Origin of the sequence: Erwinia sp. MMLR14_017, assembly GCF_033657285.1 — a bacterium.
Lineage (GTDB): Bacteria > Pseudomonadota > Gammaproteobacteria > Enterobacterales > Enterobacteriaceae > Erwinia.
Window position 1 is genome coordinate 90,608 of the sequence record NZ_JAWVWP010000004.1, and the last position, 26,091, is coordinate 116,698.

General features: G+C 55.4%; 27 protein-coding genes. 20 read left to right on the top strand and 7 right to left on the bottom strand.

Annotated elements, in window-relative coordinates; genetic code table 11:
- The first annotated feature begins 67 nt into the window (after positions 1 to 67).
- From SD961_RS08010 to SD961_RS08020, 3 genes are all read left to right on the top strand, one after another.
- On the top strand, positions 68 to 202 hold the full coding sequence (locus tag SD961_RS08010) for a hypothetical protein (RefSeq protein WP_318789861.1): 135 nt from the start codon (positions 68 to 70) through the stop codon (positions 200 to 202).
- Between the two features lie 227 nt (positions 203 to 429).
- Complete coding sequence (gene iraP, locus SD961_RS08015; RefSeq protein ID WP_318789862.1) at positions 430 to 690, top strand: anti-adapter protein IraP; 261 nt, start codon at positions 430 to 432, stop codon at positions 688 to 690.
- Positions 691 to 939: 249 nt separating this feature from the next.
- Entirely contained in the window at positions 940 to 2,469 is a 1,530-nt protein-coding gene (locus SD961_RS08020; protein WP_318789863.1) for an FAD-dependent oxidoreductase, read from the top strand.
- Between the two features lie 130 nt (positions 2,470 to 2,599).
- Here SD961_RS08020 and proC read toward each other — a convergent pair whose 3' ends face one another.
- Positions 2,600 to 3,409 carry a pyrroline-5-carboxylate reductase gene (proC, locus tag SD961_RS08025; protein ID WP_318789864.1) on the bottom strand — a complete coding sequence of 270 codons (810 nt, stop codon included), beginning with the start codon at positions 3,407 to 3,409 and terminating at the stop codon, positions 2,600 to 2,602.
- 113 nt (positions 3,410 to 3,522) lie between these two features.
- Here proC and SD961_RS08030 point away from each other — a divergent pair, with 113 nt between their 5' ends.
- The 3 genes from SD961_RS08030 to SD961_RS08040 are packed head-to-tail and all read left to right on the top strand — an operon-like array spanning position 3,523 to position 4,964.
- Complete coding sequence (locus SD961_RS08030; protein ID WP_318789865.1) at positions 3,523 to 4,041, top strand: hypothetical protein; 519 nt, start codon at positions 3,523 to 3,525, stop codon at positions 4,039 to 4,041.
- A 9-nt stretch (positions 4,042 to 4,050) separates the two neighbouring features.
- On the top strand, positions 4,051 to 4,500 hold the full coding sequence (locus tag SD961_RS08035; protein ID WP_318789866.1) for a DUF421 domain-containing protein: 450 nt from the start codon (positions 4,051 to 4,053) through the stop codon (positions 4,498 to 4,500).
- Between the two features lie 11 nt (positions 4,501 to 4,511).
- The gene (locus SD961_RS08040) at positions 4,512 to 4,964 is read left to right on the top strand and encodes a YaiI/YqxD family protein (RefSeq protein WP_318789867.1); all 453 of its coding nucleotides are present in this window, start codon (positions 4,512 to 4,514) and stop codon (positions 4,962 to 4,964) included.
- A gap of 35 nt (positions 4,965 to 4,999) precedes the next feature.
- Here the strand turns inward: SD961_RS08040 and SD961_RS08045 are convergent, their stop codons facing one another.
- The gene (locus SD961_RS08045; protein ID WP_318789869.1) at positions 5,000 to 5,692 is read right to left on the bottom strand and encodes a DUF2076 domain-containing protein; all 693 of its coding nucleotides are present in this window, start codon (positions 5,690 to 5,692) and stop codon (positions 5,000 to 5,002) included.
- Between the two features lie 305 nt (positions 5,693 to 5,997).
- Between SD961_RS08045 and aroL the strand changes: the two genes are divergently transcribed.
- The 4 genes from aroL to ppnP all read left to right on the top strand — a co-directional run bounded on the left by aroL (position 5,998) and on the right by ppnP (position 8,171).
- Positions 5,998 to 6,522 carry a shikimate kinase AroL gene (aroL, locus tag SD961_RS08050; protein ID WP_318790162.1) on the top strand — a complete coding sequence of 175 codons (525 nt, stop codon included), beginning with the start codon at positions 5,998 to 6,000 and terminating at the stop codon, positions 6,520 to 6,522.
- 124 nt (positions 6,523 to 6,646) lie between these two features.
- A complete protein-coding gene (locus SD961_RS08055; RefSeq protein ID WP_306207541.1) occupies positions 6,647 to 6,838 on the top strand; it encodes a YaiA family protein in 192 nt (63 codons plus the stop codon).
- 306 nt (positions 6,839 to 7,144) lie between these two features.
- Entirely contained in the window at positions 7,145 to 7,822 is a 678-nt protein-coding gene (locus SD961_RS08060; protein ID WP_318789870.1) for an AroM family protein, read from the top strand.
- Positions 7,823 to 7,880: 58 nt separating this feature from the next.
- Positions 7,881 to 8,171: a pyrimidine/purine nucleoside phosphorylase gene (gene ppnP, locus SD961_RS08065; RefSeq protein WP_318789871.1), complete on the top strand. Its 291-nt coding sequence runs from the start codon at positions 7,881 to 7,883 to the stop codon at positions 8,169 to 8,171.
- Between the two features lie 76 nt (positions 8,172 to 8,247).
- Here the strand turns inward: ppnP and rdgC are convergent, their stop codons facing one another.
- Entirely contained in the window at positions 8,248 to 9,159 is a 912-nt protein-coding gene (gene rdgC / locus SD961_RS08070; RefSeq protein ID WP_318789872.1) for a recombination-associated protein RdgC, read from the bottom strand.
- Positions 9,160 to 9,303: 144 nt separating this feature from the next.
- On the opposite strand from rdgC, the gene mak reads away from it, so the two are divergent.
- Positions 9,304 to 10,212 (top strand): fructokinase, encoded by a 909-nt coding sequence (gene mak, locus SD961_RS08075; RefSeq protein ID WP_318789873.1) that lies wholly within the window; start codon positions 9,304 to 9,306, stop codon positions 10,210 to 10,212.
- Between the two features lie 158 nt (positions 10,213 to 10,370).
- Here the strand turns inward: mak and eat are convergent, their stop codons facing one another.
- Positions 10,371 to 11,735, bottom strand: coding sequence for an ethanolamine permease (eat, locus tag SD961_RS08080; protein ID WP_318789874.1), 1,365 nt, complete (start codon positions 11,733 to 11,735; stop codon positions 10,371 to 10,373).
- Positions 11,736 to 11,962: 227 nt separating this feature from the next.
- Between eat and SD961_RS08085 the strand changes: the two genes are divergently transcribed.
- Together SD961_RS08085 and SD961_RS08090 are read left to right on the top strand one after the other, a co-directional pair.
- Complete coding sequence (locus tag SD961_RS08085; protein WP_318789875.1) at positions 11,963 to 12,967, top strand: phosphotransferase enzyme family protein; 1,005 nt, start codon at positions 11,963 to 11,965, stop codon at positions 12,965 to 12,967.
- Between the two features lie 55 nt (positions 12,968 to 13,022).
- Positions 13,023 to 14,102, top strand: coding sequence for an AraC family transcriptional regulator (locus SD961_RS08090; RefSeq protein WP_412916670.1), 1,080 nt, complete (start codon positions 13,023 to 13,025; stop codon positions 14,100 to 14,102).
- Here the strand turns inward: SD961_RS08090 and SD961_RS08095 are convergent.
- Positions 14,086 to 14,523 (bottom strand): cell envelope integrity TolA C-terminal domain-containing protein, encoded by a 438-nt coding sequence (locus SD961_RS08095; RefSeq protein WP_318789876.1) that lies wholly within the window; start codon positions 14,521 to 14,523, stop codon positions 14,086 to 14,088. The genes SD961_RS08090 and SD961_RS08095 overlap by 17 nt on opposite strands.
- 295 nt (positions 14,524 to 14,818) lie before the next feature.
- On the opposite strand from SD961_RS08095, the gene SD961_RS08100 reads away from it, so the two are divergent.
- The 3 genes from SD961_RS08100 to SD961_RS08110 are packed head-to-tail and all read left to right on the top strand — an operon-like array spanning position 14,819 to position 16,512.
- A complete protein-coding gene (locus SD961_RS08100) occupies positions 14,819 to 15,496 on the top strand; it encodes a CsgG/HfaB family protein (protein ID WP_318789877.1) in 678 nt (225 codons plus the stop codon).
- 15 nt (positions 15,497 to 15,511) lie between these two features.
- Positions 15,512 to 15,868 (top strand): DUF4810 domain-containing protein, encoded by a 357-nt coding sequence (locus tag SD961_RS08105; RefSeq protein ID WP_318789878.1) that lies wholly within the window; start codon positions 15,512 to 15,514, stop codon positions 15,866 to 15,868.
- Positions 15,865 to 16,512 (top strand): DUF799 domain-containing protein, encoded by a 648-nt coding sequence (locus tag SD961_RS08110; RefSeq protein ID WP_318789879.1) that lies wholly within the window; start codon positions 15,865 to 15,867, stop codon positions 16,510 to 16,512. The genes SD961_RS08105 and SD961_RS08110 overlap by 4 nt, the downstream gene beginning before the upstream one ends.
- Positions 16,513 to 16,648: 136 nt before the next feature.
- Here the strand turns inward: SD961_RS08110 and SD961_RS08115 are convergent, their stop codons facing one another.
- Both SD961_RS08115 and sbcD read right to left on the bottom strand, forming a co-directional pair.
- On the bottom strand, positions 16,649 to 20,323 hold the full coding sequence (locus SD961_RS08115) for an AAA family ATPase (protein ID WP_318789880.1): 3,675 nt from the start codon (positions 20,321 to 20,323) through the stop codon (positions 16,649 to 16,651).
- Positions 20,320 to 21,543, bottom strand: coding sequence for an exonuclease subunit SbcD (gene sbcD, locus SD961_RS08120; protein ID WP_318789881.1), 1,224 nt, complete (start codon positions 21,541 to 21,543; stop codon positions 20,320 to 20,322). Before sbcD ends, SD961_RS08115 begins: the two co-directional genes overlap by 4 nt.
- 199 nt (positions 21,544 to 21,742) lie before the next feature.
- Here sbcD and phoB point away from each other — a divergent pair, with 199 nt between their 5' ends.
- The 4 genes from phoB to SD961_RS08140 all read left to right on the top strand — a co-directional run bounded on the left by phoB (position 21,743) and on the right by SD961_RS08140 (position 25,987).
- Entirely contained in the window at positions 21,743 to 22,432 is a 690-nt protein-coding gene (phoB, locus tag SD961_RS08125) for a phosphate response regulator transcription factor PhoB (protein WP_318789882.1), read from the top strand.
- Positions 22,433 to 22,455: 23 nt separating this feature from the next.
- Positions 22,456 to 23,769, top strand: a complete 1,314-nt coding sequence (phoR, locus tag SD961_RS08130; protein ID WP_318789883.1) for a phosphate regulon sensor histidine kinase PhoR — start codon at positions 22,456 to 22,458, stop codon at positions 23,767 to 23,769.
- Between the two features lie 18 nt (positions 23,770 to 23,787).
- Entirely contained in the window at positions 23,788 to 24,714 is a 927-nt protein-coding gene (locus SD961_RS08135) for a PstS family phosphate ABC transporter substrate-binding protein (RefSeq protein WP_318789884.1), read from the top strand.
- A 169-nt stretch (positions 24,715 to 24,883) separates the two neighbouring features.
- Positions 24,884 to 25,987, top strand: a complete 1,104-nt coding sequence (locus tag SD961_RS08140; RefSeq protein WP_318789885.1) for a cobalamin-independent methionine synthase II family protein — start codon at positions 24,884 to 24,886, stop codon at positions 25,985 to 25,987.
- The last annotated feature ends 104 nt before the right edge of the window (positions 25,988 to 26,091 follow it).

Consider the following 26,091-nt stretch of genomic DNA (forward strand, 5'->3'; position numbering starts at 1 on the left):
ATTCCGCATTGAAGGGGCGCGAGACCAGGCTTACTATCAGCGCCAACGTTACCATGAGGAAATAACGATGAGTCGAGTCATTAAAGCTGTAAGTATTGTTGCACTGGTCACCGCGTTGAGCGGCTGTATCTTCCCGCCTCCGCACGGTGGCGGCTGGGGGCATGGCGGCGGCCCTCGTGGTGGCTTCAGCCAGGGCTATTAACTGCCTGAACCGGAGGTCAGTAGCCTCTGGTTTATTCTGCTCAGAGGCGTCACGAATGGTACAAAACGCCAGCAAAACGTTTCGATTACAGTAAAGCGCGCGGCGTTTCACAAAACCGAAAAATGATAGCCTTTAAGTACTTAAGTGATGAAAATATCTCACGATTATCAGTTTTCTTTTTTTAAGCACAATGATAACTTCATGCTTTATCTCGCTGAGACGTTCGCATGAAAAATCTTATTGCAGAACTTTTGGTTAAGCTGGCGGAAAAAGAAGCTGAATCCAAAGAGCTGGTAGCCCAGGTTGAAGCGTTAGAAATTGTCGTTACGGCGCTGGTGCGTAAACTGGATAGCCAACAGTTTCAGGAAATGACGCAGAGTATTACCTCAGCGCTGGAAACGGCCTCACATACCCCAGCGGTCAGTCCCGAAGATACCACTTTGCTGGAAAACTATATTCAGCGCCTTTTGCTTCATCCCCGCCAGTAAGTTTCTCCGGCCCGTCACCTGGCAGTAAGCAGTGACGGGTTAACCTGCTATTAATAATTATTTCCTCTGTTGGTCTGTCCGTCAGCTTTACGCTGCTGTTAATATTTTCTTAAATATTTAAACTCAATATAAAACATGGGGTTATTTCCTGTTTTACGGTTCCGTTATTTTTCCTGCTGGTCACTCTCCCTGTAAATGCCAGGCTTATTAGCCGTGATGATAAATAAAAATAAAGAAGGGAGAACTGTCGTGAGCTATCAAAATGCCATCGTATTACAGGATTTACCCGAGCTTAAGCCGGTACGAGTGCCGATTGGCGAAACGGGAATTATTCTGATTCGTGAGCAGCAAACCGTAAAAGCTTTTCAGAGCAACTGCCCGCACGCTGGCGCGCCACTTGAAGAAGGCGCAATTTATGAGGGAAGACTGGTCTGCCCCTGGCACAAAGCGAATTTCAGTCTGGCAGATGGCAGCATGTGTGAGCCGCTGGCGCTGAGCGATCTCAAGCGCTATCCCGTCAGAGTGGAGAATGGCATGGTGCAGGTTGACCCCGAACCGCTGCCGCCGCTCGTCTCATTTGCCGCCGACCAGCAGCAGCCTGTCTATGTGATTCTGGGAACGGGCGCTGCGGGGGCGGCAGCGGCCTGGACACTGCGCCGTGAAGGTTTCACGGGCAAGCTGATGCTGGTGGATCGTGAAAGCGAGGCGCCCTATGACCGCACCGTTCTGACTAAATTTGTTCCCTCAGGCAAGATGAAAATCAGTGAGGTGCCGCCTCTGCTTCAGGAGGACTTTGCTCCCTTTGCTGAACGTATTCAGGCGGATGTGGAACGACTGGATACCGCAAAGCGGCTGCTTTATTTTGCCGATGGCGCAACCTTAAGTTACGACAAACTGCTGATCGCCACTGGCGGCATCCCGCAGCGCCCAGGTTTTGAGGGCAAAGCGCTGTTTGGCGTCCATGTGCTGCGCAGCACAGAACAGGCCGACACGTTGCTGAAAGAGGTCGATAAAACCAGGCGGCTGGTGATTATTGGCAACAGTTTTATCGGCATGGAGCTGGCCTCGGCCCTGCGAGCGCAGGAGATTGAAGTTCAGGTGATTGCACGCGACCCGCTTCCCTTTAAAAAGCAGTTTGGCGAGCAGATTGCGCGCTATTTCCGCGAGCTTCATCAAGAGAACGGCGTGAAATTTACGGAAGGGGAGATCGCCTCGCTTAAAGAGAGCAACGGACATGTTACCGCCGTTGAACTCAAGGATGGGCAGATCGTACCGGCTGATATCGTACTGTTGGCCACCGGCATCGCGCCAGGCACAGCATTTATTCATGATATTCCACTGAATGAGGATGGCAGTCTGACCACCAGCGAGACGCTGAAGGTGGCTGACGATGTCTGGGCCGCCGGGGATATTGCTACTTTCCCCACCGCTACTGGCACGCTGCGGATTGAACATTTTCGCGTCGCGGAACAGCAAGGGCGAGTTGCGGCGAAAAATATGCTGGGAGAGAACGATCCCTGGGATCGGGTGCCGTTCTTCTGGACAACTCAGTTTGGTACGCGCTATGAGTATGTTGGGCACGCAGGGGAGTGGGATGACTATCAGCTGTTTGGCTCGTTGCAGGAGAAGAAATTTGTGGCGCTTTACGGGCAGAAAGGGCAGCTGGCTGCGGTCACCTCCTGTGGCATGTACACCTTTACCGCAGAGTTGGTGCTGAGAATGCAGAAGCCAATGACCCTGGCGGAAGCAGCAGCGCTGGTGGAAAAAGCCCTTTACTGACGGCATTGGGGAGGTCTGAATCGCCCAAATTAAGGTTGTGGGCAGGAGCGAAGCGGGCCCTCCCGCCACAATTCCAGCAGTGGGGAGGATTACCTCCCCTGGCAACAGCTGGCCCGACCGCCGACGCGCGTCAGTTTTTACTCATTCGTTCCGATTTCGCCATACATTGCTGCATCGCTTCCATTATCGCCGCACGAAATCCTTTCTCCTCCAGCACTTTTACCGCTTCAATCGTCGTGCCGCCGGGAGAGCAGACCATATCTTTGAGTTCTGCCGGATGCTTGCCGGTCTCAAGCACCATCTGGGCCGACCCTTTTACGGCCTGAGCCGCAAACTGGTACGCCTGCGCCCTGGGCATGCCACCCAGCACGGCCGCATCAGCCATCGCCTCAATAAACATAAATACATAGGCTGGTGCTGAACCACTCACGCCAACCACCGCGTGGATCATATATTCCGGTACCAGCTCTGCCTTGCCGAATCCGCGGAAGATGGTGACGATCTCATCCGCTTCTTCTTTGGTCACCAGCACGTTTGGCGTGACCGACGTCATGCCCTGGTTTACCAGGGCTGGCGTGTTCGGCATTACCCGCACCAGTTTCCTGTCGTGGCCCAGCACCGCTGCCAGCGACTCCAGCGTGACGCCAGCGGCAATCGACACCACCACCGTCTCTTTATTCAGGCTGCCCGAAACCTCTTTCAGCACGTTCAAAATCACATTAGGTTTTACCGCACCAAACAGAATATCCGCCTGCTTAGCCACCTCTTCGGCGCTGGAACCCGGCGTGATGCCGTACTTCTCCTGCATCGCCTGGTTTGTCTCGGGCTTCCGGTCAAACACCCAGATGTTTTCAGGCTTAACCTCTCCGGCTGAGACCAACCCGCCAATAATGGCTTTGGACATATTGCCGCAGCCAATGAAGCCGATTTTCTTTTCCACGGTAGCGTTCCCTTTTCTGTCAGTTTTTCATTGGGTTCTAGCTTACGTCATTCCCCACCGTAATCCACCTTCAGCTAAGCTTAAGCGACTAAAGGAATAAGGAGAGAGGGTGTATGAATCCTGATAAGCAAGATGAAGAACGAAGTCGTGACTATCCGATCCAGGAAAATATGTACTGGCAGCGCGTGGAGTGGCGCATCCAGAAAATTGGCGGCGCCCTGCTGTTGGCACTGGTGGTACTCGGTGCCTGTGGGCTCTTTTCGAAAGGCTTTCTGAGCGATGGCGTGGTCACTTCTTCAGACGGCGCGTTGCGCGTTGAGTATGAGCGTTTCGGCCTGCGGGACAGCGATATCGCCATGGCCATCCGGGTCAGACCCGCTCATCACGATCGCTTCACGCTGACGCTGAGCGGCGAAGAGATGGATAACTTCCAGATCCAGTCTCTGCAGCCGCAGCCGCAGCAGGCGGTGAGTAAAAGTAACAGCCTGGTGCTGATCTATTCATCATCAAGCTTCAGGGACGGCGCAACCGTCTGGATTGGATCTCAGGCGCAGCAATTTGGGCGCTACCCCGTTACGGTCACGCTTGACGACGATACCAGCGTGCATTTTACCCACTGGATTTATCCTTAAGGAGACAACATGGAGACGGTATTACGCGCGGTCAGTATGTACCTGGTGCTGATGGTAGTCCTGAAGATAGCCGGACGGCGAACGCTGCTGGAGATGACCTCCTTTGATCTGATTTTACTGTTAATTATCAGCGAGGCTACCCAACAGGCACTGCTGGGCAATGACTTCTCTGTTACCGGCGCCTCACTGACTATTATTACGCTGATCGTAGTGGATATCCTGTTTGGCATACTGAAGTCCCGTTTTCCCCGGCTCGATATGCTGATTGACGGTATTCCGCTGATTCTGGTTGAGAACGGGCGTTTTTTACCGGAAAGAGCGAGAAAAGCGGGGATTTCGCAAGATGACATCATGAATTCCGCACGTAGTTCAGGCGGGCTGGAACGGCTGGATCAGATTAAATTTGCCATTCTGGAAAAGAACGGCAAGATCTCCATCATTCCCGTAGCCGATGAATAAGGAAAATGGCGATGCCAATCTGGGTGGATGCCGATGCGTGCCCGAAAGTAATCAAAGAAGTGCTCTATCGCGCTGCCGATCGTGAGCAGATGACCGTCACGCTGGTGGCTAATCAGCCGCTCAGCGTGCCGCCCTCGCGGTTTATCACCACTCTGCGTGTCCCCGCTGGCTTTGATGTGGCGGACAATGAAATTGTACGGCGTGCCGCAGCGGGCGATCTGGTGATCACGGCGGACATTCCGCTGGCGGCGGAAGTGATGGAGAAGGGCGCTGTTGCGCTGAATCCTCGCGGTGAACGCTACAGCGAAGCCACGATTCGCGAAAGACTGACGATGCGTGACTTTATGGATACGATGCGCGCCAGCGGTATACAAACCGGGGGGCCCGCCACGCTGAATCAGCGTGACCGGCAGCAGTTTGCTAATGAACTGGATAAGTGGCTGCAGAACCAGAAAAAGAAGTAGAGCAAACGGGTGGGAAGCCCCACCCGTTTTACGACTTACAGAAAACTGTCGTCGTCGCCAAAATCATCGTTGTCAAAACCATCCGTGCCAAAGCCATCAAAATCATTGCCGCTTTCCTGCTGGAAACCCGCATCCTGACCGGCAAACTGGCCATCATTGCCGTTGAAAGTATCGAGATTATTATCAAAGCTTTCCTGCGGCATTGGCTCATTGATGATATTGACGATCTCTTCCGGCTGAGAGTGATGGAACATGCTGGTCAGCATATCTGCCATCACCACTCCACCGGCAACGCCGACGGCGGTTTGCAGTGCGCCACCCAGGAAACCACGCCCAGCTGAAGGCGCGGCGGCCTGCGGAGGAGGAGCATAAGCTGGCTGCTGTTGCGGCGGAGCGCTGTTCCACGCTGACTGCTGCGGCTGGGCAGGCTGTTGCTGCCGCTGATTGCCACCGCCAAACAGGTTAGAGAGGAAACCGCCGCTGCTCTGCTGAGGCTGCTGCGACTCTGCCAGCCTGGCTTCCAGCTCGCTCACCCGGTTGTTCAGCTGCTTCAGGGCTGCCTCCTGAATCAGAATAGATTGCGCCATATAGTAGGGCGCTCCCGGTTGCGCCTGAAGCTGCTGCTGAATCAGTTTCTCCGCCGCCGCATCACGAGGGCCAGACTGCGTTTCCGCCTGTTTTAAACGGCTGAACAGACTTTCAATTAATTGTTGTTCCTGGTTCTGCATGGGGCTTTCTCCAACAGGGATGATAGCTACTATATTGAGGCCAGCCGCAGGAAAGTAAACGCGCTTCGGGTAAGGAAATGTTGCAAACATCTTCCGCTTTTGCTGGTGGCGTAAAGAAAGTATTACGCCATATAATTACATGAAAAGTAACCGATTTAATCGGTTGTGGCTGGTGTAAGGTGTAAAGAAAAATTGACTACTGGTGGCGGGATAAAATTATCGGTATGATGCGACGCAAAGTTAATCACTATCTGCCAGTCGCCGTGGAAACTGCCCGCGACGTGAAGGCTGAGGACCTGCAGGTTATGTCGTTACCCCTTTATCTGATTGGCGCACGTGGCTGCGGAAAAACAACCGTTGGCCAGGCACTGGCTGACGCGCTGGGTTACGCCTTTAGTGATACCGACCGTTACCTTCAGGAGATCACCCAGCGTAGCGTGGCTGAAATCGTTTCGACTGAAGGTTGGGAAGGATTCCGCCAGCGTGAAACGCTTTCATTAAAAGCCGTGACGGCATCCGGCACGGTGATTGCGACCGGAGGAGGCATGATCCTGGCTGCGGAAAACAGAAAGTTTATGCGTGAGCACGGGCGGGTGATCTATCTGCATGCGGAAGCCAACGTGCTGGCCGCGCGGCTGCAGGCCTATCCTGAGCAGGCACAGCGGCCAACGCTGACAGGCCGGCCAATCGCCGATGAAATGGTGGACGTGCTGGCAGCGCGTGATGCGCTTTACCAGCAAGCCGCACACTATGTGATCAACGCCATGCAGTCTCCGGAAAGGGTAGTGGAAGATATCATTACGATGCTTTCTCTCGCCCGCGCCAGCTAAAGCCTCTGCAAAGCGCACCAGACTTCCTGAGGTTTCTCCTGTCTTTGTCTATACTTAGTGTTACACCAGCTTGTCCGGGCGTTTCCGCTGGGCAGATTGTTTCATTCTGACTGAGGAGAAATTTATGGCAGGTCGTCCGCCGTATCCACGCGAAGCTCGAATTGTTCCGGTAAAAAAAGGCACCACTGAAGAAACTGTGACCCGGTATGAACTACGTGCCGACCATCCGAGAACGGATACCCTTATCAGCGAGCATGAAACGGAGCAGGAAGCGCAGGATGCTAAAGCCCGGTATGAGGATCAGGAAAAAGAGTGATCCCGGTCTGGCAGGGAAGCCAGTCAGGATTGCCTGCGATTTTTGCTTGACCCCATAGCTGCATCATCATATTTTTTTCACTCTATTAAGCGTTAATTCCCGAAGAATAAACCTTTAGCTCTTCCTTAGCCTGAACTGGACAGATTCGTGACAGATTTCCTGAAAAATACCCTTTCACCCACGGCGCCATCAGCCCTTTCAGACAGAGCTGATATGCCTTCTCTGTCCGTGCTTTCAGGCTCTGGCATCGGTAAGGAGCCAGCGGTTTCACCCGCTGAAAAATCGACTTACGGGGAAAGTAAAACCATGAAACACGCACTTGCAACGCTCACATTGGGCCATGCAGCACGCAGCGATCTCCACCCCCTGTTACTTGAACACCTGCCCGAAGAACAGATTAAGCACGTTGGCCTGCTTGATGGGCTGACGACAGAGGATATCGCCCGGCACTATGCGGCGGCAGAAAATGAAAAAGTGGTTATGACGCGTCTTGACGATGGCACGCATGTGGTGCTTTCGGCTGAAAAAGTTGAAGCGGCGCTGCAAAATCAGATCCGCGAGCTTGAACGACAGGGCTTCGAGACTATTCTGATGCTGTGCAGCGGGCAGTACAGCAACCTCTTTACCGAGCGCGCTGTTCTGCTGGAACCTTACCGTATTCTGCCGCCGCTGGTCGAGGCGATAACCGACGGGCATCAGGTTGGCATTGTGGTGGCCAGAGAGGAGTATATTGCTGAGCAGGCACGCAAATGGAAAAGCCTGGCGCAGCAGCCCCATTTTGCCGTGGCCAGCCCGTGGCACAACAGCGATGATGAGCTGATAGATGCCGCGCTGCTGCTGCAGGAGCAGGGCGCAGATGTCGTGGTACTGGACTGCTTAGGCTACCATCAGCGGCACCGTGATTTTTTACAGAAATTGTTGGGAATCCCCGTGCTGCTGTCCAATGTGCTGATAGCCAAACTGGCAGCGGAACTGCTTGTGTAAACGAGACCTTCTCGGCACTTTACACTGTTCTGTTTTCTCTGAATTTAAGGATGTTTATATGCTCAACGTCAGTGAGTACTTCGACGGAAAAGTGAAATCAATTGGTTTCGACAGTGCCAGTACCGGGCGCGCCAGCGTAGGCGTGATGATGGAAGGCGAATATACGTTTGGCACGGGTCAGCCGGAAGAGATGACGGTGGTCAGCGGGTCGCTGAAGGTGTTGCTTCACGGGGAAACGGAATGGAAGCTCTATGAACCGGGCCAGATCTTTAACGTGCCGGGTCACAGTGAATTCCATCTGCAGGTGGCGGAGCCGTCATCCTATCTTTGCCGTTACCTGAAAGATTAATGACCTTTTTTGCCTGGTAGCAACCCCGGCTACCATGCTGTAGCCGGGTCGTTAATGCATTGCATGACGCAGCAGATTATCGCTGCGCTTCACCACCTAATGCTTCAACTGTATTGCTCACCAGCGCTGCCAGTTCGCTGGTCATCAGAATAAAGTCTGCATCAAAGCGCGCCTGCACATCGTCGCGATCGATATCATCATTCTGTTCACGCAGCGTGTCGGCAAACTTCAGGCGCTTCAGCGAGCCATCATCAGAGAGCAGCAGCTGAACACGTTCCTGCCAGTCCAGCGCCAGTTTGGTCACCAGCTTGCCCGCTTCAATATGGTTGGCTATCTCATCGCAAACCAGATCCTGCTTCTTGCAGCGGATCACACCGCCATCTTCCAGCAGGGCTTTCAACTCTGCTTCATCCATCAGCGTAAAGCCCGCAGGCGTTTCACCCGAGCGAACCCATTCGGTCATTGTCAGCTCGATGGGACTTTCCAGCGTCAGTGGCACCACCGGCAGCGAACCCAGGCTTTTACGCAACAGCGCCAGCGTGTCTTCCGCTTTTTTAGCGCTGGCGCAGTCAACCATGATCAGATTATTGACGGTATCGATCCACAGGAAAGTCTGGTTAAAGCGGCTGAAGGCGCGCGGCAGCAGACTGTGCAGCACTTCATCTTTCAGCGAGTCTTTCTCGGTTTTTTTCAGCTTGCGCTGCTGCTCGGCTTCCAGCTTGCTGATTTTGGCTTCCAGCGCCTGTTTAATTACCGGCGAAGGCAGGATCTTCTCTTCCTTACGTGCGCAAATCAGGATCTGACCATTATTAACATGGGTCAGCGCATCGCCACGCGGCCCCATCGGCGACACCCAACCGGTTTTCGCCATATCCTGGCTGCCACAGGGAGTGAAAGTGAATGCCTCAAGCTGTTTTTCCATCTCATCCACCGCCAGTGGGATTTCGCGATTCAGACGATAGACCATTAAATTCTTAAACCACAGCATTATGCTTTCCCTCTCTGGCGCGCATCAGGCGCGCTAATTTTAAGTCAGCGCGCATGATAGCGAATCGGCGGCGGCGTTTCATTGCCTTTCCGCCTCTGGCCTTCTAAGGTAAAAGAGAGACCGTTAAATAATGAGGAATAACAAGTGCGTATCGGGATTGATTTAGGTGGAACGAAAGTTGAAGTGATCGCGCTTGCGGAATCAGGAGAGACGCTGTTTCGCCACCGTGTTGCCACGCCGCGCGATGATTATCAGCAGACGATAAAAGCGATTGCCGATCTCGTGAAGCTGGCGGAAGAGAAAACGGGCGAGCAGGGCAGCGTGGGTATAGGTATACCCGGCACGCTGTCACCCTTTACCCAACGGGTGAAAAACGCCAACTCAACATGGCTGAATGGTCAGCCGCTGGATAAAGATCTGCACAAGCTGCTCAACCGCGAAGTACGTATCGCCAACGATGCCAATTGCCTGGCTGTCTCGGAAGCCATTGATGGCGCAGCCGCAGGCCAGCAGACGGTATTTGCGGTGATTATCGGTACCGGCTGCGGTGCAGGGATAGCGTTGCAGGGGCAGGCGCATATTGGCGGCAACGGCAATGCGGGCGAGTGGGGGCATAATCCCCTACCCTGGATGGATGAAGATGAGCTGCGCTACCGTGAAGAGGTTCCCTGCTATTGCGGCAAACAGGGCTGTACCGAAACCTTTATCTCCGGTACCGGCTTCGCCATCGATTATCATCGTCTGAGCGGCGTGGAGCTGAAGGGCGCGGAGATCATCAGGCTGCTTGAGCAGCAGGATCCAATAGCCGAGCTGGCGATGAGCCGTTATGAACTGCGCCTGGCGAAAGCGCTGGCACAGGTGGTAAATCTTCTCGACCCCGATGTGATTGTGATGGGGGGCGGCATGAGCAATAACGACCGTCTTTACCAGACGGTACCGCAGCTGATGAAAAAATGGGTGTTTGGTGGAGAGTGCGAAACGCCCCTGCTTAAGGCTCTCCATGGCGATTCCAGCGGCGTTCGCGGTGCCGCCTGGCTCTGGCCGCAGGGGTGATCCCTCAGCTATAGCCCGGACGGTTCATCTTTGGTAAAAGCGGCGGCTCCTCTGGAAAAGCCGCTCTGTATAGTGTGTATTGAGCGGCCGCTCCCCTGGAGTCCTCATTTATCCACCAGACGTTTTCATTAAAGGCGGCATCGCTGTCGCCCGTTACCTTACTCACCTGTCAACATGGCATCACGTGGGGCGCTGGCACGCTGGTTTCTGGTCATCAGGAAATAAATATAGCCAGCCACCATAAAGGCCACAAACAGCGCGCCGATGACCGGATTGAACCACAGCATCGCAATCAGACATACCAGCGCCAGTGCCAGCGCAATTCCCGGCACCATCGGGTAGCCCGGCGCGCGGAAGCTGCGTTCCATCTCCGGTGCGATGCGGCGAAGCCTGAACAGGCTTAGCATACTCATCAGATACATCACGATGGCACCAAATACTGCCATGGTAATCATTGCTGCCGTCAGCGTCATACCCTGCAGATTAATCCAGCTGTCGCTGAAGATCGCCGCTATGCCAATCAGCCCGCCGGCAATAATCGCCCGGTGCGGCGTCTGGTAGCGGGAGAGTTTTGCCAGGCCCGCAGGCAAATAGCCCGCGCGGGAGAGGGCAAAGAACTGGCGGGAATAGCCGAGGATAATGCCGTGGAAGCTGGCAACCAGGCCGAACAGGCCGATCCAGACCAGCATATGCATCCAGCCAGAGTTTTCACCCACTACCATTTTCATGGCCTGAGGCAGAGGATCGTTGATATCTGAGAGTTTGCGCCAGTCGCCCGCGCCGCCCGCCAGCAGCATCACGCCGATAGCCAGGATCACCAGCGTCAGAATACCAGTGATATAGGCCCTGGGGATGGTGCGTTTCGGATCTTTCGCCTCTTCCGCCGCCATCGCCGCCCCTTCAATCGCCAGGAAGAACCAGATAGCAAACGGGATGGCGGCAAAAATACCGGAGAGGGCAGGCAGACCGAAGTGTTCGCCGCCCGACCAGCCGTTGGCGGCGAAGTTCGCCACGCTGAACCCCGGCGCCACCACGCCCATAAACACCAGAAGCTCAAGCACGGCCAGCACCGTTACGACCAGTTCAAACATCGCTGCCAGTTTTACCCCCAGGATATTCAGCGTCATAAAGATGACATAGGCGCCTACGGCAGAATATTTGGGGTTGAGTTCAGGAAACTGCACGTTGAGATAAGCGCCGATAGCCATGGCGATAGCGGGAGGGGCAAAAACGAATTCAATCAAGGTTGCCATACCGGCAATCAGGCCACCAGTCTCGCCAAACGCGCGACGGCTGTAGGCAAAAGGCCCACCGGCATGGGGGATTGCCGTAGTCAGTTCGGTAAAGCTAAAGATAAAGCAGGTGTACATGGTGGCGATCAGCGCGGTGGTCACCAGAAAACCCAGCGTACCCGCCACGCCCCAGCCATAGCTCCAGCCAAAATATTCGCCGGAAATGACCAGACCTACCGCAATGCCCCACAGATGTATTGTGCCCAGGGTGGGCTTCAGCTTGCCTGTCATAGTGATATCCCCGTGATGTTTTTTATGGTCAGTCGATAATGCAGCCGGTACCGGGGGGAAACTTGACGCTGGCGTAAGGAATTTTGTGCTCTGCTGTCAACTCAGCAGCAAGAAAAGTGGTGGATGCACGCTACAGTCAAAAGAGGGTCGTCTGCGGTCAGGCGGTGCAGACCTGGCGACGCCATGCTGGTAACACAACCGGCCGCTAACCTCTCAGGAGCCAGATTATGAGTGTCACACAATATGACAACCTGGATAACACCGCGCTGCTTAACCTTGCACAGCAAGCGGTCGCCCGCTATCCCGCTTCGCTACAGGGAAGGCTGAGCCTGCTTTGTCGCTCAGAGAACGCCACGTTTCTGCTGGTGGCAGGAGACAAACGCTATGCGCTGCGGCTGCATCGGGACAATTACCATGCGCGGGCGGATATCGAAAGCGAGCTGCACTGGCTGGATGCGCTGCGGGAAACGGGGATCGTTGTCCCTGAAGCGGTAACGGATAAAGAGGGGCAAACCGTTCAGACGCTCCTGCTGGCGGATGGCAGCAAGCGCCACGCTGTCCTGTTTCACTGGATTGAGGGAGAGATGCCCACCACCGATGTTGATCCTCGCGCGTTTCAGCAACTGGGCCATATTACCGCCCGACTGCATCAGCACAGCAGAAGCTGGCAGAAGCCTGCCGGTTTCCAGCGTATTATCTGGGATCATCACAGCATGGTCAGCCCGCAGAGCCACTGGGGAGACTGGCGGGATGCGCCCAATTTACGCCCTGAGGATCGTCCGGTAGTAGAAGAAGTTATTGGCCGCGTGGGGGAAGATCTGCAGACGTTCGGCAAAGAGTCTGCCCGTTATGGCCTGATCCATGCCGATTTGCGTCTGACCAACCTGCTGCTGCATAAGGGGGAGACGCGGGTGATCGACTTCGATGACTGCGGAATGGGCTGGTATCTGCACGATCTTGCGGCAGCGATCAGTTTTGTGGAGCACCATCCCCGTGCAGCCGAATGGATCGATCACTGGATCAGGGGCTATGAGCAGGTGGCGCATATCAGTGATAAGGAGATGGAAATGGTGCCCACACTGTTGATCCAGCGGCGGATCCAGCTGCTGGCCTGGGTGGGATCGCACGCGGAGACGGAGATGGCGCAGAGCCTGGGACCTCACTGGGCCGATCACTCCGTGCGCCTCTGCCGCCGCTATCTGGACACCAGCGACCTGCCCGTGGGAGCCTGATTGGTATGATTATTGCTGCATAAGCAGGATGTGTTCCCCTGCCGAGGCGATAATGATGCAAACCGGTGTGATCAAACAGCCTGATATGGCGTCGGCGCTGCAGGCCAGCGCTGCCAGCAACCGTGGCGTGCTGGCCGCTGCGGCCAGCGGCTTAAGTGATTTTATCAGTGACAAAGGTGGCGATGTCGATCGTATTTTCGGGGTAAGCGGCATCGATCCTGAGCGGCTCTCCAGCCCCACCCTGAGCCTGGGGTTGATCAACTATTGCCGCGTGATGGAAGAAGCGGCACGCTGTTCAGGTTGTGATAACTTCGGTTTACATTACGGCAAGCAGTTTAAACCGCAGTCATTAGGTCTGATCGGCTACGTTGGCCTCTGTTCAGAGACGCTGGAGCAGGCGTTACATAACGTGGTTAACGCTTTTCCCTGGCATCAGCACGACACGCTGACCCGCCTGGTAGATAAAGGCGACTGCTGGCGACTCGACTATCAGGTGCGTCACGGCGCTATCCTCTGTCGGCGTCAGGATGCTGAGCTGACGCTGGGCATGTTTATGAATCTGATCCGCCACGTCACCGGAAAAAACTGGGCGCCGCGTGAAGTGCATTTTGAACACCCGCGACCTTCTCAATGGCATGAACACTGCAAAGTGTTTGATGCGCCGGTTTATTTTGATCAACCTTTTAATTCGCTGATTATCCCTAAACGCGATCTGATGCGGGCCATGCCGGAGAGCGATCCTATGCTGCTGATGGTGATGCAGGATGCCATTCGTCGCCTGAACAGCGCCACCTCACAGCAAAATATCGTCGATCAGGCGCGCGCTCAGGTCCATCTGGTGTTGCTGAAAGGTGAACCGGTACTGGAAGAGGTAGCGGAGAAAATGGGGCTGTCGAGCTGGTCACTGCAACGCCGTCTGCGCGACGAGAACCTGAGTTTTACCGCGCTGGTGGATAACGTTCGCTGCGAGATGGCAACGCACTATCTGCAGCAGCGTCAGCTGCCGATCTCTGAAATGGCGCTGCTGCTGGGCTATTCAGAAGTCAGCGCCTTTTCCCGCGCTTTCCGCCGCTGGTTTGGCATCAGTCCGCGACAGTGGCGTCAGGATGAAAAGCCGGTTAACCGGCTGGTTTGAAAATCAGCACCATACTTTTTGGTATGCTTTGTGGCGGCGGCGGCAAATTTTCTGCCGAGCTGACCACGCTCCAGGCTTTCTTGCACAGCAGTTCATCGCCTGCGGTGCTCTGGACATCGTAGCGCCCCTTTTCGTTGTAACGAATGGTCAGGGTGCATTCGCGCCCCGCATACTGCTTTGAGCCGTAAAAATTGCGCTGAATGCCGTACTGCAACTCAGAGAGATAAATACAGTCAGAATAGCTGAATCCCGCTTCTGGCTTGACGCAGACTTTCTCCGCATATGCCCGCATCTCCTCCTCCCCGGCGGGAGGCGGCTTAGGGTGATTGCCAGGGTATGGCGTCTGGCAGCTGGCAAGAACCAGTATCAGCACGCTTATCCCGCCTCTGAACAGCCTCTTTTGCCCTTTACCTGAACGCATTTTATTATCCATATTACTAAAGATTATTTAATGTCAGCCGATAGTTTACTGAGTTAGCTTCCCGCTGACAGATTATTCCAGCACTCGCCGGCTATTTATTGTTCGCCCACATCGCCATTGAGCAGTTGCCATAATAGAACAGATTACTTAGTAACGGAAATAAACTATATTTTCGGGCAGGATGAATGATGAAGTTAATAACAAGAAGTTTGTTCTATTTCTGCCGCTGGGTTTGCGGGCTGCCGAAATTTTAAAATGAGTGCAGGATTGTTTTTACTTAATTCATGGATAAGAAATGAAAAGCCATTATCACCTTGTTGCTTTGACGTTACTCAGCAGCGCTGTTCTCAGCGGCTGCGCCACCGAATCTTCCCGCGCTATAGAGGCTCCGCAGGTCACTGCCGCCAGCCAGCCTGCTTATCAGGGAGTGAAAAGCCCGATCGCCGTAGGCAAGTTTGATAACCGCTCCTCTTATATGAACGGTATTTTTTCCGATGGCGTGGATCGTCTGGGCAATCAGTCTAAAACCATTCTTATTACTCATCTGCAGCAGACCGGCCGCTTTAACGTGCTGGACCGCGCCAACCTTGAGGAACTTAAGGCGGAAGCGGGCTACAAAGGCAGCGCACAGTCTATTAAAGGCGCCAACTACGTCGTCACCGGTGATATCACCGAGTTTGGCCGCAAAGAGACAGGCGACCAGCAGCTGTGGGGGATCCTGGGTCGCGGAAAAACACAGGTCGCTTACGCCAAAGTGAACCTGAATATTGTCGATGTCACCACCTCTGAAGTGGTTTATTCGGTTCAGGGCGCAGGGGAATATGCGCTTTCCAATCGCGAAGTGATCGGTTTCGGCGGCACTGCCAGCTACGACTCTACGCTGAATGGCAAAGTAATGGATCTGGCGATCCGCGAAGCGGTAAATCATCTGGTCAGCGGAATTGAATCCGGCGCCTGGCGCGCGGTTAAATAACAGAGGGAGAAAGAGATGCGCGTTATTAAATATACTCTGGCAGCGGCTACGGCGCTGTTATTAACGGCCTGCGCCGGAAAATCGACTACCACCTATTACTGGGGCGATTACCAGCCCTCTCTGTACAGCTATTACCAACATACGGCAGCGCCGGAAAAAGAGATTGAAACGCTGAATGCTGTTATTCATCAGGCGCACGCCAAAAATAAACCCGTGGCGCCAGGGCTGCATGCCCAGCTGGGGTTACTCTATGTGGATACCGGCCATCCTGACCTGGCTTTCCAGCAGTTCAACGCTGAAAAAACCGCTTTTCCTGAATCCGCGGGCTATATGGATTTCCTGATGCGTAACAAGCAAGGAGCACAACAATGAAGAAAATCTTAGCAATTGCCGCCCTGCTGGCGGTGGTTACGCTTACCGGCTGCGCCAAAAAAACGCCTTATGACTATTCGGCTTTCCGCGAAAGCAAGCCCGCTTCTATTCTGGTGCTGCCTGCTGAAAACCACACGCCCGATATCAACGCCGCACATAGTTTTACCTCGCTGGTCACCCAGCCTCTGGCAGAGTCGGGCTACTATGTTTTCCCGGTAGCGGTGGTAGAAGAGACCTTTAAGCAGAACGGATTAGACAACGCCACGGATATCCGTTCCGTGAGCGCGGCGAAGCTTCGCAGCATCTTTAATGCGGACGCGGCACTCTATATTGATATCACCGATTACGGCACAAAATATATTGTGGTCGACAGCGTGACGCAGGTGTCGGCAACCGCCAGACTGGTGGATCTTCGTACCGGGAAGCAGATTTGGAGTGGCCTGGCCACCGCTACCGACAACGAGCAGAATAATAGTAACCAGGGCGTCATCGGGATACTGATCGCCGCTGCGGTGAAGCAGATAGCCAGTAACGTCAGCGACAGTGCGCATAAAATTGCTTTCGTCACCAGCAACAGATTACTGACCGCTAACAGCAACGGCGGCATCTTGCCTGGCCCGCGTGCGAAGGCAGCAAAAATCTGATCCACAGGGCGCCTTTACGGCGCCCTTATTGCTCTTTGGCAGGCCGAGCCTTCAACAGGATGCAGGCAAACGGGCTGTGGCCCTGTGAAGGCTGCCGGTGCTGAAAACGGCGAGCCACTCTGCCGGTTTATCCTGCTTACGCCGTTGGCGTCTCCAGCTTGCTGTAACCCAGGCCGTTAACTTTCCTGACCTTAATCTGCACCGGGATGCGTTCTTTCATCGCTTCAACGTGACTGATCACGCCAATGGTTTTGCCGCTGGCATTGAGCGCATCCAGCGCATCCAGCGCGCTGTCCAGCGTGTCAGCATCCAGCGTGCCGAAACCCTCATCCAGAAACAGCGATTCTATTCTGGTTTTATGGCTGACCAGATCGGAGAGCGCCAGGGCGAGCGCCAGGCTGACCAGGAAGCTTTCGCCGCCGGAAAGCGTACGGGTATCGCGCAGCGAATCTGCCTGCCAGGTATCGACGACCTGAAGTTCCAGCGCCTCCTGTGATTTACGCTGCAAGAGGTAACGGCCATGCAGGCGGTTAAGCTGGTTGTTCGCCAGCCAGACCAGATGATCCAGCGTCAGCCCCTGGGCGAATTTACGGAACTTATCGCCGTCGCGCGAGCCAATCAGCTGGTTCAGGTAGCCCCACTCTTCAACCTGTTTTTCATTTTCGGCTATCTGAGCAAGCAGATCCTGCTGCTGCTGACGGCGGGCGGCATCGCTGTTGAGCTGCTGGCGCGTCTCACCCTGTTGACGGGCATTTTCCCGCAGCTGCTGCGACAGGCTGGCAACAACTTCACTTAATCCCTCTGCCTCTTCCGGCATATCCTCTGGTTTTGCCTGCAGGAGGTTTTCCAGCGTCTGTTGCGCCTGGCGCAGCAGCACGGCAGTTTGCTGACGCCGCTGGTCATGCTCTTTCTGTAACGCCCGCAGCCGTAGCATCTGTTGCTCATCAAGCAGCGCTCCGATAAAGGCCGCTTCATCCGGGAAGGGGCTGGCTGACAGCGCTTCGGTTAGCGAGTGCTCAGCCCTCTTCAGGCGTTGAGATAGCACCACAGCGTGCTCATTCAGTGAATTATGCTGTCCGTTCAGGGTATTTAACTGGTTCTGTAGCGTCTGCCACTGCTTAAGGCAGGTTTCGCTGCTCTCCGCATGCTGTTTTGAGTCGGCGCGGAACTGTTGCTGGACCTCCACGATGGCCCGTTCACCAAACAGCTTAAAGCGTTCTTCCCTGAGTTTTTCCAGCGATTCGCGATCGGTTTTAAGGCGCTGTTCCAGCAGCGTCAGTCGGCTCTGTTCGCTGGCTGTCTCTTCCGTCAGCGCCTGATGCTGGGTGACCAGCGTGGTGAGCTGAGGGAGGAGGTCAGTTAGCGCCTGCTCCGTTTGTAACCATTGCTGCCACTCATTCTCACGATCTGCAAGCCACATCTCCTGCTGGCCCGATTGCGGCAGCGCTAACCCTGCTTCATTGAGAGAGGCCTGCAACAGGTCGCGCTGCTGGTTAACGCTCTGCTGCTCCTGCGCCAGCAGGTTCTCCTGCTCTTCCAGCGCCTGTTGCGTAGTAAGCAGTTGCTGACCCATCAACTGCTGCTGCTGCTGCAAAGTCAGTAACGAATTCTGCTGTTGCGTAACGGCGTCCTTATGCTGTTGCAGCTCGCGCGCGCTTTGCTGCAGGCTTTGCAGTATGGATTGCTGCTCTGTTTCCAGCCGCTCCTGTTCTGCCAGCCACGCCTGCACTTGTTCAGCGTGTTCTGGCGTCAGCGTAAGGGAGAGGGCGGAGATAACCGTCTGCCACTGCGCGCGCAACTGCGCGGCTTCCCGTTGATCCTCATCCGCCGCCTGCTGCTCTTTTTCCGCCAGCGCGAGCAGGTTTTTCAACTGCTCCCGCTTCGCCGTGCCCCGATCTTTTAGCTGCTCAACTTCGCTTCTCAACCTGGCCAGACGCTGCTGGTTTTCAGAGGGTTCAAGCGCCTGATAATCCGCCACCGCCGGATGCTCGCAGGAGCCGCAGAGCGGACAGGGCTCTCCCGCTTCAAGCAGGGCACGCTGCTGCTCCAGGCTGGCGATCCGCTTCTCCAGTTCACAGCGCTTCTCCAGATCCTGAAGATGCTGATATTTCTCTTTCCAGCTGCTGCGCAGCGCTTCCAGCTGCAGCGTTTCCTGCTGTTGCAGCTTCAGGCTCTCTTGCTGGCCTGCCTGCTGGCGTGCCGAGCGGGCCGCCAGCTGTTGCCACTGCGCCGAGAGCAGAGCCAGCTGTTGCCGTTGTGAGCGCTGCTGGTTGAGCCGTGCCAGCGACTGCTCCAGCTCGCTTTCGGCATGCTGCTGCCGCTGCGCGGCGGCGCGCTTCTCAGCTTCGGTGAGTCGGGCCTGGGCCTGCTCCAGCAGCTGTTGCTGCGGTCTGGCCTGTTGCTCTGCCTGCTGAAGCTGTTGCTGGAGCTGAAGAACGGCTTTTCGCTGCTCTTCCATGCGCGTCTGCCGGGCTTTCAGCGCCTGTTCACTCTGCTGCTGTTGTTCAAAGCGAACACGCCACAGCGGCAGAGATTCTCCCCGGCGGGCAAAATGCGGATGCTTTTGCTGCCATTCGCGGTTGAGCTGCTGCTGTGCCTGTTTATCACTCTGCGCCTGCTGATTTTGTTGCAGCGCGCCCTGACGGCGTTTGAGGGATTGTTGGTAATCACTTACTTCTTTAGCCAGCCCCTCTGTTTGCTGGGTCAGCGAGGCGATGCGGTTATCCAGCGGCAGGAGCGTATCGGCAATCAGCGTCTCCTGCTGCAGGCGATACGCCTCATGCTGTTGACGCGCTTCATCGGCGGCCTTCAGTTGTTGCGTACACTCCTCAAGCTGTTGCTGCGCCAGCGCTTTTTGCTGCGAAAGCTGCTGTTGCTGCCTGTTCAGCTCGTGCCACTCCTGCTGATACTGCTCGCGCTGTTGCCAGAGCGGACGTAACTTTTCCGCTGGTTCTGCCTGGGTCAGACGGGTCAGCTCCGCGCTATCCTGCTGCCAGGCGATTTCTGCCTGCTGGCTGGCGTGCTCCGCTTCTTTAACCGCCTGCAGGGCGGCGCGATGCTGCTGCTGCCACTGCCATAAAAAATGGTGCCGCTGATGTTGGGAAGTAAGCGCCTGCTCCGCTGTTACCAGCTCTTCCAGGCGGGTTGTAAGGTGTATAAGCTGCTCATCCTCCAGCAACGCCATACCGCTGACCTGCGCGCGCAGGGTATCCAGCGCCGCTTTCGCCGTTTTATGGCGTTCAAACACGCTGGCAGAGAGACGGCCATAAATTTCGGTGCCGGTCAGCTCTTCAAGCAGCTCCGCGCGGCTGTTGGCGTCAGCGTTCAGAAACGCCGCAAACTCTCCCTGTGACAGCATCATCGACTTGGTAAAACGCTCAAAATCCAGGCCGGTCAGGGCGGTCAGCATCTCCAGCTTATCCTTGACCTTATCGGCAACGATTTTATTGTCTTCGCAGCGGGCCAGCTCTACGCGGGGAGCCTGCAGGTTACCCTCTACTGCTCCACGCGCCCGGTTCTGGCTCCAGAATGCCCGCCAGGCCACCCCTTTTACCTCAAATTCCACCTCTGCCAGACATTCTGAGGTATCACGCGTCATCAGATCGTTCTGCGTCTGTGAAAGCTTACCCAGCCTTGAGGTTTCGTGATAAAGCGCCAGGCAGATGGCGTCGAGCAGCGTAGTTTTGCCCGCGCCCGTAGGCCCGGTAATGGCAAACAAGCCATTGCTGGCAAAAGGTTCGGCAGTGAAATCGATCTTCCATTCACCCTTCAGGGAGTTGAGGTTTTTAAACCGCAGCGTCAGGATCTTCATGCCTGCTCCTCGTCATCAATCTCATTCAGCGTCTGTTTAAACAGCGTGGTGGCTCGAGCCAGCCGTTCCGGCTCTTCATGTTCCTCAAGGGCCAGGCGACGACTGAATACCTCCTGCACGCTAAGCTCGCTGAGCGTCTCTTTATTCTGGCGGTTGATGCCCTGTTCACGCTGCTCCCGGCTGCGTCGCAGTAACACCACTTCCACAGGCAGCTTCTCCGTCAGCTCCTGAATACGCCGCTGGAGATCGTTCAGCCAGGCATGGGTAGAAATTTCGATATCGAGCCACACGGTTTTGCCATCTTCACGCGGGAGGATAGCCGCAAGCTGCTGCTCAATCTCTTCCAGCGAACCTTTAATCATCTGCATGGGCTGAAATAGCGGGATCGGCAGCGTTTCAATCTTACTGAGCCTGCCTTCAGCAAAATCGACCAGGAAGACGCTTTTCTCCTTGCCAAGCTCATCAAAGCTGAGCGGAATAGGGGAGCCGCTGTAGCGGATATGGTCGCTATTGGCAATGCGCTGCGCACGATGGATATGCCCCAGCGCAATATAATCTGCTGGCGGAAAAGCCTGCGCCGGAAAAGCATCAAGCGTGCCGATGTAGATGTCCCTCACCGCGTCACTTTTAGTGACGCCGACGGTGGTTAAATGGCCGGTGGCGATGATGGGGAGCGGCAGATTATGGCGTTCACGCGCTACCAGCGCCGCCTGCCAGCAGCGCTGGTAGTGCTGGGTTATCGCTTCCAGCAGCGTCAGCTGTTTCTCCCGGCCTGACTGGCCCGCCTTGCTGAGGGTAATATCGCGAGGACGCAGGAAAGGGATAGCACAGAGCAGCGCGCCGGGTTTACCTTCGCGCGTGTTGAGCAGCAGCACCTGTTGCGCAGGATCGTCGCTGGCTGCGGCAATGACCCGGGTATTCAGACAGGCAAGCAGCTCGCGAGACTCGTTCAGCGTGGCAACGGAGTCATGATTTCCACCCAGCACCACCAGTTCACAGCGGGTTTGCTGTAGCTTCACCACAAAGCGGTTGTAGAGTTCACGCGCATAGCTGGGCGGCGATCCCGTATCGAAGATATCACCCGCCACGATAATGGCATCTACCTGCTTTTCCACCGCCTGTTCCAGCAGCCAGTCAATAAAAGCCTGATGTTCCGCAGCACGGCTTTTGGTGTAAAAGAACTGGCCCAGGTGCCAGTCTGACGTGTGGAGTATTCGCATGGGGTCCCTCTGAGGCGCAAAGCAGTGCCGACGATTATAAACAGCCAGAGGCAAAACCCCAGACACATTGACCGCTACCTTCATAAAAGTGTTATAAATCGGCGGGCTGGGGTCAGTTTTTTTCATAAAACTGTCATAAAACTGACGCATAATGGCGCCGCATATCCAGTGACATTCCGTCACAGTAGCAGGAGCAATAATGGCTAAGCGCATTCTGGTAGTCGAAGATGAAGCCCCAATCCGTGAGATGTTGTGTTTCGTGCTGGAGCAAAATGACTATCAACCCATAGAAGCGGAAGATTATGACAGTGCGGTCAGTATGCTCATCGAACCCTGGCCTGATTTGATCCTGCTGGACTGGATGCTACCGGGGGGATCGGGCATTCAGTTTATCAAGCACCTGAAGCGTGAAGCGATGACCAGGGATATCCCGGTGATGATGCTCACGGCGCGTGGCGAAGAAGAGGATCGCGTTCGCGGTCTGGAAGTGGGCGCTGACGACTATATTACCAAGCCATTTTCGCCGAAAGAGCTGGTGGCGCGGATTAAAGCGGTGATGCGCCGCATCTCGCCAATGGCGGTGGAGGAGGTTATTGAGATGCAGGGATTGAGCCTCGATCCCTCTTCACACCGCGTGATGTCTGAGACTCAGCCGCTGGAAATGGGGCCAACAGAGTATAAGCTGCTGCACTTCTTTATGACGCACCCGGAGCGGGTCTACAGCCGTGAGCAGTTGCTTAATCATGTGTGGGGCACTAACGTGTACGTCGAAGATCGTACCGTTGACGTTCATATTCGCCGCTTACGCAAGGCGCTGGAACTGACCGGGCACGATCGCATGGTGCAGACGGTTCGCGGAACAGGTTACCGTTTCTCTGCACGTTACTGATCGTTCGCACTGGAGCCTCTACCGTGTTGGAACGCCTCTCCTGGAAGAGACTGCTGCTGGAGCTGGTGCTGGCCTGCCTGCCTGCCCTGATTTTGGGGCTACTGGTCGGCTACCTGCCCTGGCTGCTGCTGATCGCCGTGTTGGCCGTAATGGGCTGGCACTTCGCTAATTTACTGCGTTTATCCCACTGGCTCTGGATCGATCGCAGTATGACACCACCGGCCGGTCGCGGCAGTTGGGAGCCTCTCTTTTATGGCCTTTACCAGATGCAGGCGAGAAATCGTCGGCGTCGGCGCGAGCTTGGCCACCTGATTAAGCGTTTTCGGAGCGGAGCGGAGTCCCTGCCCGATGCCGTGGTACTTACCACAGAAGAGGGAACCATCTTCTGGTGCAACGGCCTGGCGCAACAGATGCTGGGGCTGCGCTGGCCGGAGGATAATGGTCAGAACATCCTTAACCTGCTTCGTTACCCGGAATTTACCCGCTATCTTCGCCAGCGGGATTTTTCCCGGCCATTGACCCTGGTGCATAACAGCCATCGCCATCTGGAATTCCGCGTAATGCCTTATTCAGAAGGACAATGGCTGCTGGTGGCGCGTGACGTGACGCAGATGCATCAGCTGGAAGGCGCCCGCCGTAACTTTTTCGCTAACGTCAGCCATGAGCTGCGCACGCCGTTAACGGTGCTGCAGGGTTATCTGGAAATGATGAATGATTCCGGAATGGAAGGGCCGCTGCGGGATAAAGCGCTGCATACGATGCAGGAGCAGACCCGTCGTATGGATGGACTGGTGAAACAACTGCTGACGCTGTCACGCATTGAAGCCGCGCCAGCGCTCGATCTGCAGGAAAAAGTCGAGGTGCCGTTAATGCTGAAGCTGTTACAGCGTGAAGCGGAAACCTTGAGTCAGGGACGGCACGAAATTCATTTCCACAGCGACCAGCATCTGCGGGTTTTCGGCAACGACGAGCAGTTGCGAAGCGCCATCTCCAACCTCGTTTATAACTCGGTTAACCACACGCCGCCCGGCACGCGCATTGATATCAGCTGGCAGGAAACCGCACAGGGCGCGCTGTTTAAGGTAAAGGATAATGGTCCGGGCATTTCGCCTGAACATATTCCCCGCCTGACAGAACGTTTTTATCGCGTGGATAAAGCGCGCTCAAGGCAGACCGGCGGGAGCGGACTGGGCCTGGCGATAGTGAAGCATGCGTTGAGCCATCATAACGCCCGTCTGGATATCACCAGCGAGCCGGGCGTGGCGACCTGTTTCAGCTTCATCCTGCCGCCAAGGTTGATTGTCAGCCGCGAGTTGGCACAGAATGCGGTTCGTTGATCGAACCGGATACCTGAGATGAAAAAGCTGTTTCTGATCGCCCTGACCTGTTTCAGCCTGATGGCGCAGGCCAAAGAGGGGATGCTGGCCGGGAATCTCACCAGCGTCGGCTCCGATACGCTCGGCAATCTGATGACGCTGTGGGGCGAAAGTTTCAACCGACAATATCCCGGCGTGAATGTGCAGGTTCAGGCGGCCGGCTCCTCTACTGCGCCTACGGCACTGGCCGCAGGCGCAGCACAAATCGGCGCAATGAGCCGTCCCATGCAGGCTGTGGAACGTCAGTTGTTTGAAGCCCGATATGGTTATCCACCGCTGGCCGTGCCGGTGGCTATGGATGCGCTGGTGGTGGTAGTTAATCAGGACAATCCGCTACAGGGGCTGAACACCAGACAGCTTGATGCTATTTTCTCCGTGACCCGCCGCTGCGGAGCCGTTGCCGCCGTAAACCACTGGGGCGATCTTAACCTGACACAACCCGGCTGGCCTGGGCGTCCTCTGCAACGTTTTGGCCGTAATTCCGCTTCTGGCACCTGGGGGTTCTTCAAGCAGCAGGCGCTCTGTAACGGGGATTTTCGCAATGATGTAAGCGAATATCCCGGCTCTTCCGCCGTAGTGCAGGCCGTGGCCGACACGCTTAATGCCATTGGTTATGCCAGTATGGGGAGCCACCTCTCGGGCGTGAAAACGCTGCCCGTTTCCCGGGACGGAACGGCGTGGGTCCCACCCAATGCAGAGACGATTCGCAGCGGCAGCTATCCCTATGCGCGTAAACTCTATCTCTATGTTAATAAACCACCGGGTAAACCGCTGGAACCGCTCACTGCCGTTTTCCTGCGGCATGTGTTGTCTGATCGGGGCCAGGCGTGGGTAACCCAGGCTGGTTATCTGCCTCTCTCTGAAGAGCAGCGCCAACAAGCCCGTCTGCTGCTGAATAATGGCTGAGTAAGCACTAACATGAAATTTCTTCATGCCTGATGAAATTTCCTCGGTTGCAGCTGAATCTTTCTCATGACACTCTGTTCACAGCCATATAGACATCCGGAAGTCTGTATATAACGAATTGTGATAATTTCGCCGGTAAATTACAATCGGCGGCCAGGAGTGACATACCATGCAGAGAGATTCAGCCCAGTATCGTGCCGAAGTGGTCGGCAGCTTCCTTCGTCCTGCGGCCATCAAACAGGCTCGCGAGCAGTTCCAGGCCGGTGAGATAGATGCTGTTGCGCTTAAGCGCATCGAAGACGAAGCCATTCGTGATGTGGTCACGCACCAGCGCGCCTGCGGGCTGAAAGTGGTAACGGACGGTGAATTCCGCCGCGCCTGGTGGCACTTCGACTTCTTCGACGGCCTGCAAGGGGTGGAGCGCTACGAGTCTGAGCAGGGCATTCAGTTCAACGGTGTGCAGACCAAAGCGCACAGCATCCGCGTCACTGGCAAACTCGGGTTTGGCGATCATCCAATGCTGCAAGATTTCCGTTACCTGAAAAGCATCAGCGGCGACGCCGTGCCGAAAATGACCATTCCCAGCCCAAGCGTGCTGCACTTCCGTGGCGGACGTAAAGCTATCGACGCTAACGTTTATCCCGATCTTAACCTCTATTTTGACGATCTGGCGCAGACTTACCGCGACGCCATTCAGGCCTTTTACGCCGCAGGGTGCCGCTATCTGCAGCTGGATGATACCGTCTGGGCCTATCTCTGCTCGGAAGATCAGAAAAACCAGATCCGCGAACGTGGCGAGGATCCGCAAGAGCTGGCGCATATCTATGCCCAGGTGCTGAACAAAGCGATCGAAGGGAAGCCGGACGATCTGACTATTGGGCTCCATGTCTGCCGCGGCAACTTCCGTTCCACCTGGATCTCTGAAGGCGGCTATGAGCCTGTAGCGGAAATTCTGTTTGGCACCGTTAACATTGATGCCTTCTTCCTGGAATATGATAACGAGCGTTCTGGCGGTTTCGAACCGTTGCGTTTCATCAAGCCTGGCAAACAGCAGGTGGTATTGGGTCTGATCACTACCAAAAACGGCGAGCTGGAAAACCCTGAAACCGTGAAGCAGCGTATTGCTGAAGCGGCGCAGTATGTCAGTCTTGATCAGATCTGCCTCAGTCCTCAGTGTGGTTTCGCCTCAACGGAAGAGGGCAACAGCCTGAGTGAAGAACAGCAGTGGGCGAAGCTGCGTCTGGTAGTGGATATCGCTAAAGAAGTCTGGTAACGCTGCGTCAGAATGTGCAAAAGGCGCGACTATTCGCGCCTTTCGTGCATCTTTAGTCCCATCTATGCAGAAAATAACCCCGCGTCGCGCAAAAAAAATACAAA